Below are 14617 nucleotides of genomic sequence, written 5' to 3' on the forward strand. Positions count from 1 at the left end.
CGCCGAAGGGAGGGCGGGGGAACCGCACTGAAAGGAGCCTACCCATGACCATCGAAGGCGCCGTCATCATCGAGCAGGGCGTCACGTTCGCCCTCATCCACGTCGACCCGAGCGTCACCACATATACCGTCAAATCTACCCAAACACGCCGCGCCCTCATGCGATTCTTCCCCGGCATGCCCATCATCCTCATGAGCCTCACGCCTGCAGGCGAGCCGCGTTACTACGGGCGCAAGGAGATCGTGGAGTTCCTCAGCGGCATCCGCCTGAACCAAATCCCGTGGAAACAGTACCATATTGTGTAGGGAGTTTTTACGCCGCGCACGCGTCCTAATTGTTGATTTTCCCTCGCAGTATACTACTCGTAGGCAATCAGTTTACCGCAAACGACGACCCCTCTAGAGAGCATGGACGCGCTCCTAGGGGGTTCTCTTTTATTGCCCGTGTATAAATGCCGTGGCAATTATGCCAAATACATTCATTGATAACGCGAAGGTAATGGCAAAGGGACAGGTCACGATACCGAAAGATGTGCAGCATGCTCGGCGTGTCGAGCGGCAGCCGCCTTACATTCATTATGAAGAACGGTTCTGTGCGTCTTGTCAACGCCGCCGTCTATGCAATGCAGCTGATGCGCAAGGAGATGACAAGCGAGCCAAAGCCGTCGGAAGAAGAGGTCACATCCCTCGTCAAGGATATGCGCCGGGAGATGTAATCCCCCTTGACATGAAAGCGCGCTCCAATGCTATAATGCAGTCAGTATGGAAACCGGGGTATAAGGAGCGCGGCATGAGTCGCGCCGCACAATGGAAAAGGGGGATTTTCTTTGTATTTGGAAAAAATCACGTCGCCCGCGGACATCAAGGGCTATGACGCAGCCGAGCGCAAGGCGCTCGCACAGGAGATGCGCGACGCGATGCTGAAACGTGCGAGCATTCACGGCGGGCATTTTGGCCCGGACTTCGGTGCGGTCGAGGCGATCATCGCGCTGCACACGGTGTTTGACTCGCCAAAGGACAAGATCGTCTACGACGTCTCGCATCAGTCCTATCCGCACAAGATGCTGACGGGGCGCGTCGAGGCGTACATCGTGGAGTCGCAGTACGACGAGGTATCGGGCTATACGAATCCCGAGGAGAGCCCGCACGATTTCTTCAACGTCGGGCACACGTCGACCTCTATCAGCCTCGCAACCGGTCTTGCAAAGGCGCGCGATCTGGCGGGGCGAAAGGAAAACATCATCGCCTTCATCGGGGACGGCTCAATGTCGGGCGGCGAAGCGCTCGAGGGACTGAATACGGCGGGCGCGATGAACTCGAACCTCATCGTCGTATTCAACGACAACGATCAGTCCATTGCAGAGAACCACGGCGGGATGTACCGCGCGTTCAAGGAGCTGCGCGAGACAAACGGTACTTCGCCGAACAATCTCTTCCGCGCGATGGGGCTGGACTACCGCTATGTCGCGGACGGCAACGACGCGGAGACACTCATCGCGGCGTTCTCCGAGGTGAAGGATACGGAAAAACCCGTCGTCGTCCACATCGCAACGCAGAAGGGCAAGGGCTACAAGTTCGCGGAGGAGAACCGCGAGGCGTGGCACTACTGCGGGCCGTTCGACATTGCGACGGGCAAGGCAAAGCATACGGGGAGCGATCCCTATGCCAAGGCAAGCGTGGAGTTCGTACTCAAGATGGCGAAGGAGAATTCGAATTTCGTCTATCTGACGGCGGGCACGATGGGCGGCATCGGGCTTTCCCCATCAAAGCGCGCAGAACTCGGCAGTCAATACGTCGATGTGGGCATTGCAGAGGAGCAGGCGGTCGCGATGGCGTCGGGACTTGCAAAGGGCGGGGCGCGCCCGATCTTCGGCACCTACAGTACGTTCTTCCAGCGCGTTTATGACCAGGTGGCGCAGGATGTCGCGGTGAATAATAATCCGGCGGTATTCCTCCTCGTCGGCGCGTCGATGTACTACATGAACGACGTGACACATCTCGGATTCTTTGACATCGCGATCTTTGCGAACATCCCGAACCTCGTGTTCCTCGCGCCCGCGAGTCTCGCAGAGTACAAGGCGGTGCTCGCGTGGTCGGTCGCGCAGACTGCCCATCCCGTAATGATCCGTATGCCCGTCGGCGGCTACGAGGAAAGCCCTTACGACGTACGCACGGACTACAGTGACCTCAATAAATACGAGGTCGTTACGGAGGGCGCGGACGTCGCCCTCATCGGCGCAGGAAATTTCGCGGCGCTTGCAAGCGAGGCGGCAGCTGAGCTCGCAAAGGAGGGCATCTGGGCGACGGTCGTGAATCCGATCTTCCTCTCGGGGCTTGACACTGCGCTCCTCGATGCGCTCAAAGAGAAGCACCGCCTGATCCTCACGCTCGAGGACGGCATCCTGGAGGGCGGCTTCGGGCAAAAGATCGCCTCGTACTACGGCACGGACGAGGGGCTGCGCGTGCGGAACTACGGTCTCAGCAAGGAGTTCCACGATCGCTACGATGCCGCGGAACTCGCGCGCGAGCACCATCTCACCGCCGAGCAGATCGCAGCGGACACGCTGATTTTGCTGAAGAAATAAGGCTCTGTTTATAAAACAAAACTGCTGCACCTCTCCGTGGAAAAAGGTGCAGCAGTTTTTGTATGCGCTCAAAAATTCTCGAGACGACTTTTTGAAAAAATGCTATAATATAGAGGTTTTATGAACAAATGCAAACAAAGGAGAGTCTTTCGCATTGTATTTAGAACGCATCACTTCCCCGGAGGACATCAAGAGCTATACCCCCGCCGCACGCGCCGCCCTCGCAGAGGAAATGCGGGCCGCCCTCATCCGCCGCACGAGCATCTGCGGCGGACATATTGCACCGAACCTCGGCATCATCGAGGCAACGATCGCACTCCACACGGTCTTTGACTCGCCGCAGGACAAAATCATCTTTGACGTGTCGCATCAGTGCTACCCGCACAAGATGCTCACAGGGCGCGCGGGTGCGTATATCAACGAGGCGGAGTACGGCGACGTCTCGGGTTTTACGAATACGGACGAGAGCGTGCACGACATCTTTAACATCGGGCACACATCGACCGCTGTCAGCCTTGCGACGGGGCTTGCAAAGGCGCGCGATCTTGCGGGACGCACGGAAAATATCATCGCCGTCGTCGGCGACGGCTCGATGTCGGGCGGCGAGGCGCTCGAGGGGCTGAACGTCGCGGGCGAGATGCACTCGAACCTCATCATCGTGTTCAACGACAACGATTGGTCGATCTCGGAGAACCACGGCGGCATGTACGAGAAGTTCCGCGCCCTGCGCGAGACGGGCGGAAGCGCCCCCGACAACCTCTTTCGCGCGATGAACCTCGATTACCGCTTCGTCGCGGACGGCAACGACACGGAGGAGCTGATCCGCGTCTTTTCCGAGGTCAAGGATACGAAAGTGCCCGTCGTCGTCCACATCGTCACGCAAAAAGGCAAGGGGCTCTCCTTTGCCGAGGACGATCCCGAGGGCTGGCACCGACACAAGCCCTTTCACCTCGATACGGGCACGGCAAAGTCCCCCGAAACGCCGGGCGCATACGACGCCGCGACCGTCGATTTCGTCCTGAGGACGGCACGGGAAAATCCGAACTTCGTCTATCTCTCGGCGGGCATCGTCGGCGGCATTGGTCTCACCCCCGAAAACCGCGCGGCGCTCGGCGCACAGTACGTCGACGTCGGCATCGCGGAGGAGCACGCCGTCGCAATGGCGTCGGGACTCGCACGCGGCGGAGCGCGCCCGATCTTCGGCACATACAGCACGTTCTTTCAGCGCGTCTATGATCAGATGGCGCAGGACGTGTGCATCAACCGCAGTCCCGCCGTGTTCCTCGCGACGGGCACGTCGCTCTACCGCAGTACGGACGTCACGCATCTCGGGTTCTACGACATCTCGATTTTCTCCAACATCCCAAACCTCGTCTATCTCGCGCCCGCGAGCATTGAGGAACATCTCGCCGTGCTCGCGTGGGCGGTGCGCCAAACGGAGCATCCCGTCATGATCCGCATGCCGTTTTCGGGCTACGCAAAGAGTCCCTATCCCGTGCGCGCGGACTACGCCGACCTCAACAAATACGAGGTTGTCACGCGGGGCGAGGACGTCGCCCTCATCGGCGTCGGCAACTTTGCCGCAATGGCGAGCGATGCGGCGGCAATGCTCGCGCGCGAGGGCATCCGCGCGACCGTCGTGAACCCGCTCTATCTCTCGGGGCTCGATACCTCACTCCTCGATTCGCTCGGGAAAAAGCACCGCCTCATCCTCACGCTCGAGGACGGGATTCTCGCCGGCGGCTTCGGACAAAAGATCGCCGCCTATTATGGAAATCACCCCGCCGTTCGCGTTCGGAACTACGGACTGCCGAAAAAATTCTTCAACCGTTATAATCCCGCGGAACTCGCACGGAAATATCACCTCACCGCCGAGCAGATCGCGGCGGATGTGCTAAAGGAACGGCGACGCCTATGAAATTGGCTTCGCGCTCTCATAAGCTGCAAAAAAGAGCCGGTGCCGGCTCTTTTTTCATGCGGCAGCGCCGCTTACGGCTCATAGGGAATGCCCTTTTCCTTCATCAGCTCGATGAATTTTTCCTGTTCCTCACCGGAACTGAAAGCGCGCAACGGAATGATGAGCACCGCCGTGGGTCCCGACGTCAGATAAAACGCCGTCGCCGACCGCTGCAGCACAATGAACTGCTTATAGCGTGCCGTCATATCGTAATACGACGCATGTTCCGTGAGGTGCTGATCGCCGCACTCGACGATCCGCGCTCCGACACTGTTGTTTCGCCCCGCAGTCAGAAACATCGCCCGCGCATTGTGCCGCAGTGACGCATCGGTGATCTTCACTATCACCCCGTAGATCACAAGCGCAAGCAGGAGGATCAAGCCGGCTAGAATCGCCCCATGCATGACGTTCATGATATGCACCCGGGGCAGTGCACCCAAGACGGCGACAAGCGCGCAAAGCGCGATCACGATCCGTAGACGCCTCCGCGGCTTTTTGAAAAAGGGTGCCCTGCGCGCATAGAAAAGCGTGTAGTCGATATAATCCTGCGGCGTCAGATCAAATGTAAGTTTCATCAGCGCACCTCCCGTATACGTTCCAATGCGGATAAACCGCCCTGATTTTATAATATCGCTCGTTCACATCTCAAGCAAGACCGGTTCCCTTAGAACGAGACCCGCAACAAAAGTACAAAAAAAGAACCGCCGCACCGACGCAGCAGATGCGTTTCGGTGCGGCAGCTCCTTTTCTCCTATGGTATGAATGTCCCTGAATGCAATATTCCGCTATGCCGAGATGCCCGCATAGCGCTCGCTGCCGAGCACCTGCATCATGTAGTCGTAGGGCGTGATCCGCTCCTCGACCACCATCCCGAACACGCTCGGACTGCACCCGGAGACGAGCATGACGCCCTGCTCGTTCTGCGACACGGGCTGGTGCCCGTGCCTGCTCGCCACATTCCAGAAAACAAGCTCCGGCAGCGTGTAGCCGTGCGATGCGAAAAGCTCCTTTGCATACGCAAAATTCGTCATATCGGCATTCTGCGTGCAGACGTTGAACTCCATATCGGAGATGATATAGAGCCGCGCAGGCAGCTCCTCCTGCGAGAGGCCATTCTTGACAGCCGTCTCTAAAATCAGCTCGAACACCGCCTGAATATTCGTATCCGCCGCCTCGTTAAAGCTCGCGCAGTACGCCGCCTTTTCATCAATGCGCGCGCCCTTCACCTCGACGAGACGCGGATGCTGCGAAAACGTAATGAAGTGATTCTTGAACCGGCCTTCGTTCCGCTCGGCAAAGTAGACCGCAAGCGACACAGCGACGGCAATCGGCTGGGGATTTGCGCCCCACTGATACATCGAACCGGAACCGTCCATCACAACGAGAGCATTCTCTCCGTGCGTATAATCGGGGAGCGAGCGCCACGCCGCATCCATGGAGCGGCGCTCCTCCTCGGAGGCCGGCTCCTTGCCCTGCAATATCCCATAGATGACAGTAAAGTCCATCAGCGGACGAATGATGTCATACGGATAGAGCGTTCCCACATGCATGGACGCCTCGCCGCGCTCTACACGCGTGATGAAATCCGTATAGCGCTCTTTATCATTGCGCAGGAATGCCCGACGATAGAGGAACAGCGCGCGGGACGGCTGCTTTTCATAATCAAAAGTATAGTCCTTCGTCCGCAGGTGATCCTCAATGATCGCGATGCGGCGGCGCAGTTGTACGAGCGACTTTCGGTACTGCGCCTCGGTCTGCCCGAGCAGGCGCGCGAGCCTCCGCCCGCGCATGACGGCCGCACGGCTCGACGTATTGATCGAGGGCAGCCATTTCGCGAGCAGCGAGACAGACTCCCCTGCTGACAGCGCGCGAAGATCCTCCCTCATCTGCGCGGCAATCACCCGGGCGGCGCAGGGTGCGCACGGCGTATCGACCAGCGCCGCGACGTCGTCCCAGCGCCCGTATTCGGCGATCTGCGGGAGAATTTTCTCCACGATCTCGGGCGCGTGCACCGCGAGATACGCCAGAATTACGCGAAACACGCGCCGCTCGCCAAGCCCGCCGCGAATATCGCGCGCATAGAAGAGGATCCGCAGCGCCGTCGTCCGGTCCTCGGCGAAGGCACGAACAAAGCGCCGCCGAATCTCCTCCTCGTCCGCAGCGCGCAGCGCCCCGATCGAAGCAAACAGGTCGAGGCAGTCGGAACCTGTGCTTGCAAGCGCTGCCGCATCGTTTTCCGTGCGCGCAAACGTCTCGTTATTCTCTTTTTTCAATAGTTCCAACATGGCTCCGTCCTCCTCACCTGTATATCGTCAACAAGATGCCATGCTTTGCAGGCACGGGATCAAAGATCCCGCGGTACGGATTCGAACCATACTTCGCTCCAACCGGTCGTTGCTGTAGGCATCTTTCATAAAAACTAGGCGCATTGCACGCGCGATCCGAAGACCGCAAGCTATCGGGAAACCCCAATCATTTTCTGCATTAATTGCTGTTTGCGCCTACGAATTGAAGTAGAATATCATATTTTGTAAGTGAACACAACACTATTTTATAAAATTAATTTTTTCGTAACAAAAAAAAGAACCGCCGCACCTGCACATAATGTGCAGGCCGCCGGTTCTCTCATATGCGACAAGATGCCGACCCGCAGGTCTCGCCTGCGGTGCACGGGTATCACGCCGTGCCGGGGTGACAAACCCAAGTTGAGATATGTTTTCGCTGCTGTGGGCATCTTTCCTGTAATACGGCACGAAGCTCCGCCGAAACGAGCGGGGTTCGCGCCTTTATGTTATCAGCATATCACGTTTCCATGGATAAGGCAAGTGGTACGCATCGAAATACGCCAATATTCCTGCAAGGCTTTCAAAAGCCGTCGAATGCGGCGATAAATTCGCGCGTGAACTCCTCGCGCGGCGCGCTCAGCACTTCGTCGGCGCGCCCCTGTTCGACCATGCGCCCGCGGCACATGATGCCCACGTCGTCGGCGAGGAAGCGCACGAGATCGAGGTCGTGCGAGATAAAGAGATAGGTCAGACGCTCTTTTCTTTGCAGGTCTTTCAGGAGATGCATGATCTGCACCTGTACGGTTGGGTCGAGCATCGCGGTCGGCTCGTCGAGCACGATGAAGGACGGCTGCATGGTCAGTACGCGCGCAATGGAGAGCCGCTGGAGCTGTCCGCCGCTCAGCTCCGCAGGATACCGATCCAAGAGGTCGGCGCCGAGACCGACTTTTTCAAGGCACGCCAAGATCCGCGCCCAATCCGGCGCGCCCATCGCCGCCGCATGAATGCGGTACGGCTCTTCGAGCAGGCGGCGGATGGGGAAATTTTCATAGAGCGACGCCTGCGGGTTTTGAAAGATCATCTGATTGTGCCGGCGAAACTCCTGCTCCGCGGCGCGCGTCCTCAGCCGATCGGCAAGAGGTTCGTCCCCGTAATACACGGCGCCGCTCGTTGGGGGGATGAGTCCCAGCACGATGCGCCCGAGCGTCGATTTGCCCGAGCCGCTGAGCCCGCAGAGCGCATAGGTCGTCCCATCCGCAACGGAAAAAGACACGTCCTCAAGCGCGGTCACCGCCCCGCCGCCCATAAAGCCGCTGCGAAAGACCTTGCCGACGTGTTCACAGCGCATCATGCCGCTCCCCCCTCTCGTGCGAACGCCTCCGCCGCCGCCGCGAGCGTCCGCGTATAATCCGCCTGCGGCTGCGTAAAGAGAAGTTCCGTCGCGCCCTGCTCGACGAGCCGCCCGTCCCGCAGCACAACGGTGCGGCCGCTGATCCGCCGCACGAACCGCAGGTCGTGGCTGATGATGATAAAGCCGCAGTTCTGCGTCTCGGCAAGCCGGCGGAACAGTGCAAAGACCTGTTTGCGCAGTCCGGGGTCAAGCCCCTTCGTCGGCTCGTCCGCGATGATCCACTGCGGGCGCATGAGCGAGGCGATCGCGCAGAGGACGCGCTGCCGCATCCCGCCGCTGAGACTGAACGCATAGGCGTCAAAGATCCGCGCCGCGTCGTCGAATCCATAGCGTTCCAGCTCGGCAATCGCGCGCCGCCGCGCCGCACCGGGCGCCGTTCCCTCATGGTATTCGAGCGCCTCGGTGAGCTGCTCTCCGATGGTCAGCGCGGGGTTGAGCGCGAGCGCGGGATCCTGCGGCATGAAGAAGATGTGCCGCCCGCGGTACGCGCGCAGTTCCGCTTCCCCGAGCTGCGCTAGATTTTGCCCGTCGTAAAGAATGCGCCCCGTGACGGCGGCGCGGCTGAGCAGCCCGACGATCGCCTTGCCGAGCACGGATTTCCCGCTGCCCGATTCGCCGATCACGGCGGTGATCTCACGTGCGGGGAACGTGCAGTCGACAGGATGGAGGACGAGCCCCTGTTCATAGGGGAAACTCACGCTCAGCTCTTGCAGTACGATGTCTTCACTGTTCATTTCCTGCATGACCGTCCCCCCCTACATCTCGCGCCGCGTACGCCCGGCAAAGCGCCGCTGCAAGCTCTCGCCGAGGATGTTGACCGCAACGCACAGGATAAATATGCACGCGCCCGGCGCATAGAGAAGCAGCGGATACGTGCGGAAATAGGTCTGCCCCTCGCTGACCATGAGCCCCCAGTCCGACGTCGGCGGCTGGAGCCCGATGCCGATGTAGCTGAGCCCCGAGACGGAGAGGATGACCATGCCGATGCGGATGGTAAAGAGCACGATGACGACGGGCAGGAGACTCCTGAGGACATAGCGGCCGACGATGAATCCCGCGCCCGCCCCGAGCGCGCGCAGCCCCTCGACGAACGGCTCGCCCTTGATGCGGATCACCTCGCCGCGCACGACGCGCGAGAATCCCGTCCACGAGGTCACGACGACCGCAATGAGCATGCTCGTGACGCCCGGCTCGAGAAGCCCCGCCAGCGCGATCATCAGACTAAAGCTCGGGATGCCCTGAAAGACGTTCACCACCGTTTGAATCAGTGCGTCCACACGCCCGCCGACATAACCGCTGACCGTTCCCACGACGAGCCCGACCGTCATCGTGCAGAACGCGGCGGCCGTGGCAAACCCGATCGAGACGCGCGCGCCCGAGATGAGACGGCTGAGCACATCGCGCCCGAGCGGATCGGTGCCGAGCAGATAGCGCGCGCTCGGATATTCGAGCACATGCCCCATATCGACGAAGTTCGGATCGTACGGCATGAGGAGCGGCGCGGCGGCCGCGACGAAGATAAAGGCGGCGCAGACGGCGAGCGCGCCGCGTTCGAGCCGGTTCATCTCAGTCATTTTGCCCATCCCCCAGCCGCAGATTCGGTTTTAACATCACATAGAACACATCGACGCACATGTTTACGAGTATCATCATGCAGCCGACCATCAGCACATAGCCTTGGATCATCGGATAGTCGCGCGCCTGCACCGCCGTCAGCGCGAGCGTGCCGAGCCCGGGCAGGGCAAAGATCAGCTCGATGATCGCCGCGCCGCCGAGCAGAGCGCCCGCGTAGTTGCCGAGCATCGTCGCGGTTGCAATGAACGCGTTGCGCAGGGCGTGGCGGTAGACGATGTAAAAGAGCGGGAGCCCCTTGGCCCGCGCCGTCAGGATGTAGTTCTCCGCGAGCACGTCCGTCAGCGCGTCCCGCTGGAGCCGCATCACCGCGCCGATCGTCCCCGCGCCGAGGACGAGTCCCGGCAGCAGCAGATGGCGCACCGTCCCGTAGCCGCTCGTGGGGAAGATGCGCAGGTTCTCGCAGAGGATCTGCATGAGGACGATCGCGAGCCAGAAACTCGGCAGAGACGTCAGCGCGATGGAGAGCAGCGTCAGCCAGCGCTCCGCCGCTCCGTGGCGATACACCGCCATGACGGCACCGAGCGGCACACTGAGGAGGATCACCCAAAGGAGCGCCATGCCCGCGAGCGAGAGCGTCACAGGGAGTGCCTGCAGGAGTTCCTGCAGTACGTTTTTCCCCGTGATAAAGGAGACGCCCCAGTCCCCGCGGAGCACCCCGCCGAGCCACGCGGCGTACTGCACGGCATAGGGGCGGTCGAGCCCGAGTTCCACCCGCTTCACCGCGATCTCCTCCGGCGACGGCGCGGTCACGCTGTCCATCGTCATGATCACCGCCGCCGGATCGGAGGGCGAGATAAAGCCGAGCGCAAAGACCAGCGCCGTCATGCCGACGAGGGTCGGCAGGAGGAGCAGCAGGCGCTGCCGGAAATACGTTTTCATCGCCTCACCGCCTCTCCACCTGATCCAGCGTAATCCCGTACGTCGTCGCGTTGTAGCCCGTCAGCTCCGCGGCATTGTAAACCACGACGTTATTGTCGCTGCCGAAGGGGATGAGCGGCGGCGCCTCAACCGCCATATCCTGCAGTTCGTCATAGTATGCGCGGCGCCGGTCCATGTCGATCACCTCCGGCAATTCCTTAAAGACCGCGTCCGCCGCGGGGTTCTCATAGCCCACGTGGTACAGCTTATTATTGCTCCCCCACGTCGCCATATAGCTCTCCATCAGCGTCTCCGGCGCGTAGTTCGCAAGCCCGTGCGTCCCGATCGAAAAGTCGTAGTTGCCGGCGGACATGTATTTCGAATGCGTCGCGCTGTCGAGGATCAGAATGCGCGCTTCGACGTGCAGCTTCCGCAGCGCCGCCTGAAGATACTCGACCACTTCCTTGTAGGAGTAGCGGCTCAGCCCGTACTGCGGGATGAGGAACGTCGCCCGATAGGTCTCTCCTCCCATCACTTCGTCCGCAAGGCGGACGGCCTCCGCCTCGTCGTGTACGAGCGGAATTTCTTTATAGAACGGATTGCAGCGGTTCAGCAGATTCATCGTCGGCTCCGACTGCCCGTTGAAATAGTACCGCACAATCGCTTCGCGGTCGATGAGAAGGCTGATCGCACGCATCATCCGCACATCCGAAAACGGGAAGCGGCTCTGGTTCACCGTCACATACTGATTGATCGTATTGCGGTTCGAAGAGACAGCAAAGCGCGGGTCCCGCAGCAGGGCGAGCGTGAGGGACGGCGTGAGCGAGCCGAGATCGAGGACGCCCTCCACCTCGCCCGCCCGCAGCGCCGAGAAGCGCGTGGCGGCGTTCGGCATGCTCACGAGCCGGATGTATTCGCTCTTTGCGGGCGTCCCGTGATAGCCGTCGAAACGCTTCAGCACGACATACTGCCCCGGTTTGCGGTCAACGATGGCAAAGGGGCCCGTCCCCACGGCATAGCCCGTGAAATCGCCCGACTCGATGTCAAAACACTTTGGACTGAACATCGGCGAGGAGAAGTTGATCATGCGGTAGACGAGCATCGGCTGCGGTTCGGAGAAACGCAGCTCCACCTCGTCGTCGGCGATCTTCTCGATCCCCGCGTAGCCCGGATAGACGCGCGCGAGGAGGAATCCGTAAAACGACGACAGGCGATAGCCCATATTCTCCCAGCGGCGGAAATTCGCCACCACCGCGTCCGCGTCGAAGGGTTCGCCGTCTTGGAAGGAAATGCCGCGGCGCAGCTTGAACCGCCATACCGTCGCGTCCTCGTTCGCCTGCCAAGACGCCGCGAGCACGCCGCGCAGATGGCCGTCGGCATCCACCCCGACGAGGGGTTCCCACACCATGCCGATACTGCTGATGTAATAGGGATCCTTCTCCCCCGGCGCGAGGTCGCGCGGCGCCGCGAGCGTGATCTCCGCGGGGTGCGCGCTCTTATCCTGCTGCACCGCCCCCGCGAGCACCGCCAGCCACAGCGCGAGGAATACCGCGAGCAGCCTGCATTTGCGCAGGTAAAACCGCAGTCGTCTCATGAAGCGCCTCCTCTCGGGCCGTCATGCGGAAAACGCCGCACACCGACAAGCGGTATGCGGCGTACACACATCATTAAATATCAAACTGCGCCGAGAACATCCATGTGCGCGGCATCGACAGCCCGAACGTCGACGAACCGCCGCGCCCCATCCAATAGCTCTTGTTGAGCGCGTTGTAGCACATCAGGCTCAGCTTCGTCGGCACCGTGTTGATGTGCGTCTTATACGTCATCCCGAGATCCACCGTCGCGTATGCGGGGATCTCGATCTTGCCCCTGCCCGACGTATTCTCAATGTAGGCCTTATCGCTCCAAACGAGGCGCCCGATGAAGCTGCACGCGTCCGTCGGCTCATAGGTAAGACCGACGACGCCCGAGTACTTTGCGGCGCCCGTGACGAACGCGCCGTCCTTCGCCCCGCCCGCCGTATGCGCTCGTTCGGCGTCGAGATAGAGGAGGCCGCCCGTCACCGTCCACTTCGCGTGAGGCTTGCCGTTCACCGTGTACTCGATCCCGCGATAGCGGTTCTTGCCGTCCGCCGCGCGGCGATAATTGGTGCCGCCGAGCGGCACGTCAATCAGATTCGGCTCGTCGATCTCGAAGAAGCTCAGCGTCGAAAGCACGCCGCCCGCCAGATGCTTGACGCCGATCTCGTTCTGCCTGCTCCGCACGGGCGCGAGCGTTTCCCCCTCGTTGATATACGTTTTTGTGCTGCTGTTCATGACAACCGCGCCGCGCGAGAAACTCTCCGTATGCCCGTAGTAGATCGACGTGCGCTCCGTCGGACGGTAGGTCAGTCCCCACGTCGGCAGGATATTCGTGTTCTCGATCGTCTTGCCCGAGGAAATATTTTTGAAATGCTCATGTTTCTGCGACGCCGCGAGCAGTACGTTCCACTTGCCGACGCGCATGGCGTCCACAAGCGTCACGCCGACGTTCAGCTCCTCCCACTGCGGCAGATAGGGCTTATAGCTCGGCACCGTAAAGCCCGGCAGGAAGGAAATCCCGTCGTAGAGGTTCCCGCCGTAGAGATTATAGCCGCTCCAGTTGTTCGCGTTCCAGTACTTCGCCCACGAGCGGTCGACGGACAGCGCAAAGTCGTGACGCACGGCGCCCGTCACCGCGGTTCCCTTGATGCCCGCCTGCAAATAGACGTTGCGCGCCGCCTCGTGCTGCGCGTTCGAGCGGTTGCTCCCGGTGAAGTTCCCGTTCGCGTCAAATGCCAAACTGGCGCCCGAATTGTACTTCTCCCCGTCGCGGCGCGAGAATCCGACGTTGAAGAACGCCGTATAGCGGTCGTCTATCTTTTGCTCGTGATTCAGCGTGAGGATATGCCCCCACATGCGCTTCGTCGTCTCCTTGAAGTCATACGGGGTCGTCGCATCCGGCACCGTCGGCAGCTGCGCCGTATTGCCCGTGTAGGTGAACCAGCGCTGCGCGCCGTCCACGCGCTGGTCGAAGAATCCCGCGAAGAGATTCGTCGTGCTCCGCGCATCATGGTGGTCGAGGTTGAAGAAGATATTGCTGTTGTGCATCTCGGCGTCCCGCAGCGACATCTTCCCGTGCAGAAGCTCGCCGTTCACGCGCAGCCCCCACGCCTCGTTCCTGCCGAAGCGGCGGCCGACGTCGATGTACTCGCCGAACGTCCCGCGTCCGCTCACGACCTGCGTATAGCGCGTGACGGGCACGGCGCCCGCACGCTTCGTCACGATATTGACCGTACCGGGCGCCGGCGTCGCGCCGCTGTTTGTGCCGTTGTTGGACATACTGACGCCGTTCACGGCTGCGTTCGGTCCCGATGTGATGTCCATGCGCGCGATCACATGCGACGGCGGCACCGTGAACTGCGAGTAAAGGCTCGGCACGCCGTTCAGCATCATGTGATTGCCGTTCATATTGATGCCGCGCATGGAGAAGTCGCTGTACATCGGCGAGCTCGTGCTCGAACGGATCGACGGGTTGTTGAGGAGGACGTTCGCGAGCGGCTGACTCGGATCGTTATACGTCTCGATCATCTTCTCCGTCATGCTCATCTCCGAATACGGCACGGTAAAGATGCTCTGCGCACCAAACACACCGAGCTTCGTCTCCTCCTGCACCATGCCGCCGGGAATACTTTCTCTCCGCCCCTCGACATCCACGGGATCAAGCTCATAGGTATCGACTGCGCCCGTTGCATGATCGTCCGCCTTCTCTGCGGCAGATGCCGGATTCCCGCACGGACAGGCATAGACCGCAAGCGCCGCAAGCACGAACGCCGTCAACTTCTTCTGATTCGTCATTTCCCCTGTTCC

12 protein-coding genes are annotated in these 14617 nt (G+C 60.6%); 4 read left to right on the plus strand and 8 right to left on the minus strand.

The features are described 5' to 3' along the window. Positions 1-44: 44 nt before the first annotated feature. From HMPREF9162_RS11045 to HMPREF9162_RS11060, 4 genes are all read left to right on the plus strand, one after another. The gene (locus HMPREF9162_RS11045; RefSeq protein WP_009439338.1) at positions 45-305 is read left to right on the plus strand and encodes a hypothetical protein; all 261 of its coding nucleotides are present in this window, start codon (positions 45-47) and stop codon (positions 303-305) included. A gap of 233 nt (positions 306-538) precedes the next feature. After that, on the plus strand, positions 539-715 hold the full coding sequence (locus tag HMPREF9162_RS11050; RefSeq protein ID WP_009439556.1) for a hypothetical protein: 177 nt from the start codon (positions 539-541) through the stop codon (positions 713-715). Positions 716-826: 111 nt separating this feature from the next. Next, positions 827-2584 (plus strand): 1-deoxy-D-xylulose-5-phosphate synthase, encoded by a 1758-nt coding sequence (locus HMPREF9162_RS11055; protein WP_009439477.1) that lies wholly within the window; start codon positions 827-829, stop codon positions 2582-2584. A gap of 154 nt (positions 2585-2738) precedes the next feature. After that, entirely contained in the window at positions 2739-4502 is a 1764-nt protein-coding gene (locus HMPREF9162_RS11060) for a 1-deoxy-D-xylulose-5-phosphate synthase (RefSeq protein ID WP_009439405.1), read from the plus strand. A 71-nt stretch (positions 4503-4573) separates the two neighbouring features. Here the strand turns inward: HMPREF9162_RS11060 and HMPREF9162_RS11065 are convergent, their stop codons facing one another. The 8 genes from HMPREF9162_RS11065 to HMPREF9162_RS11100 form a co-directional block, all read right to left on the minus strand. Continuing rightward, a complete protein-coding gene (locus HMPREF9162_RS11065; protein ID WP_009439392.1) occupies positions 4574-5116 on the minus strand; it encodes a YcxB family protein in 543 nt (180 codons plus the stop codon). Between the two features lie 210 nt (positions 5117-5326). Then, entirely contained in the window at positions 5327-6826 is a 1500-nt protein-coding gene (locus HMPREF9162_RS11070; protein WP_009439328.1) for a DUF2828 family protein, read from the minus strand. Positions 6827-7406: 580 nt separating this feature from the next. Next, a complete protein-coding gene (locus HMPREF9162_RS11075; RefSeq protein ID WP_009439473.1) occupies positions 7407-8177 on the minus strand; it encodes an ABC transporter ATP-binding protein in 771 nt (256 codons plus the stop codon). Further along, positions 8174-8980 carry an ABC transporter ATP-binding protein gene (locus tag HMPREF9162_RS11080; protein ID WP_009439400.1) on the minus strand — a complete coding sequence of 269 codons (807 nt, stop codon included), beginning with the start codon at positions 8978-8980 and terminating at the stop codon, positions 8174-8176. Before HMPREF9162_RS11080 ends, HMPREF9162_RS11075 begins: the two co-directional genes overlap by 4 nt. 12 nt (positions 8981-8992) lie before the next feature. Further along, positions 8993-9811, minus strand: a complete 819-nt coding sequence (locus tag HMPREF9162_RS11085; RefSeq protein WP_009439413.1) for an ABC transporter permease — start codon at positions 9809-9811, stop codon at positions 8993-8995. Beyond that, positions 9804-10751 (minus strand): ABC transporter permease, encoded by a 948-nt coding sequence (locus tag HMPREF9162_RS11090; RefSeq protein ID WP_009439448.1) that lies wholly within the window; start codon positions 10749-10751, stop codon positions 9804-9806. The genes HMPREF9162_RS11085 and HMPREF9162_RS11090 overlap by 8 nt, the downstream gene beginning before the upstream one ends. Positions 10752-10755: 4 nt before the next feature. Continuing rightward, positions 10756-12324, minus strand: a complete 1569-nt coding sequence (locus HMPREF9162_RS11095; RefSeq protein ID WP_009349352.1) for an ABC transporter substrate-binding protein — start codon at positions 12322-12324, stop codon at positions 10756-10758. A 73-nt stretch (positions 12325-12397) separates the two neighbouring features. Beyond that, on the minus strand, positions 12398-14605 hold the full coding sequence (locus tag HMPREF9162_RS11100; RefSeq protein ID WP_009439429.1) for a TonB-dependent siderophore receptor: 2208 nt from the start codon (positions 14603-14605) through the stop codon (positions 12398-12400). Positions 14606-14617 lie beyond the last annotated feature (12 nt).

Origin of the sequence: Selenomonas sp. oral taxon 137 str. F0430, from assembly GCF_000183625.1 — a bacterium.
GTDB lineage: Bacteria > Bacillota > Negativicutes > Selenomonadales > Selenomonadaceae > Centipeda > Centipeda artemidis.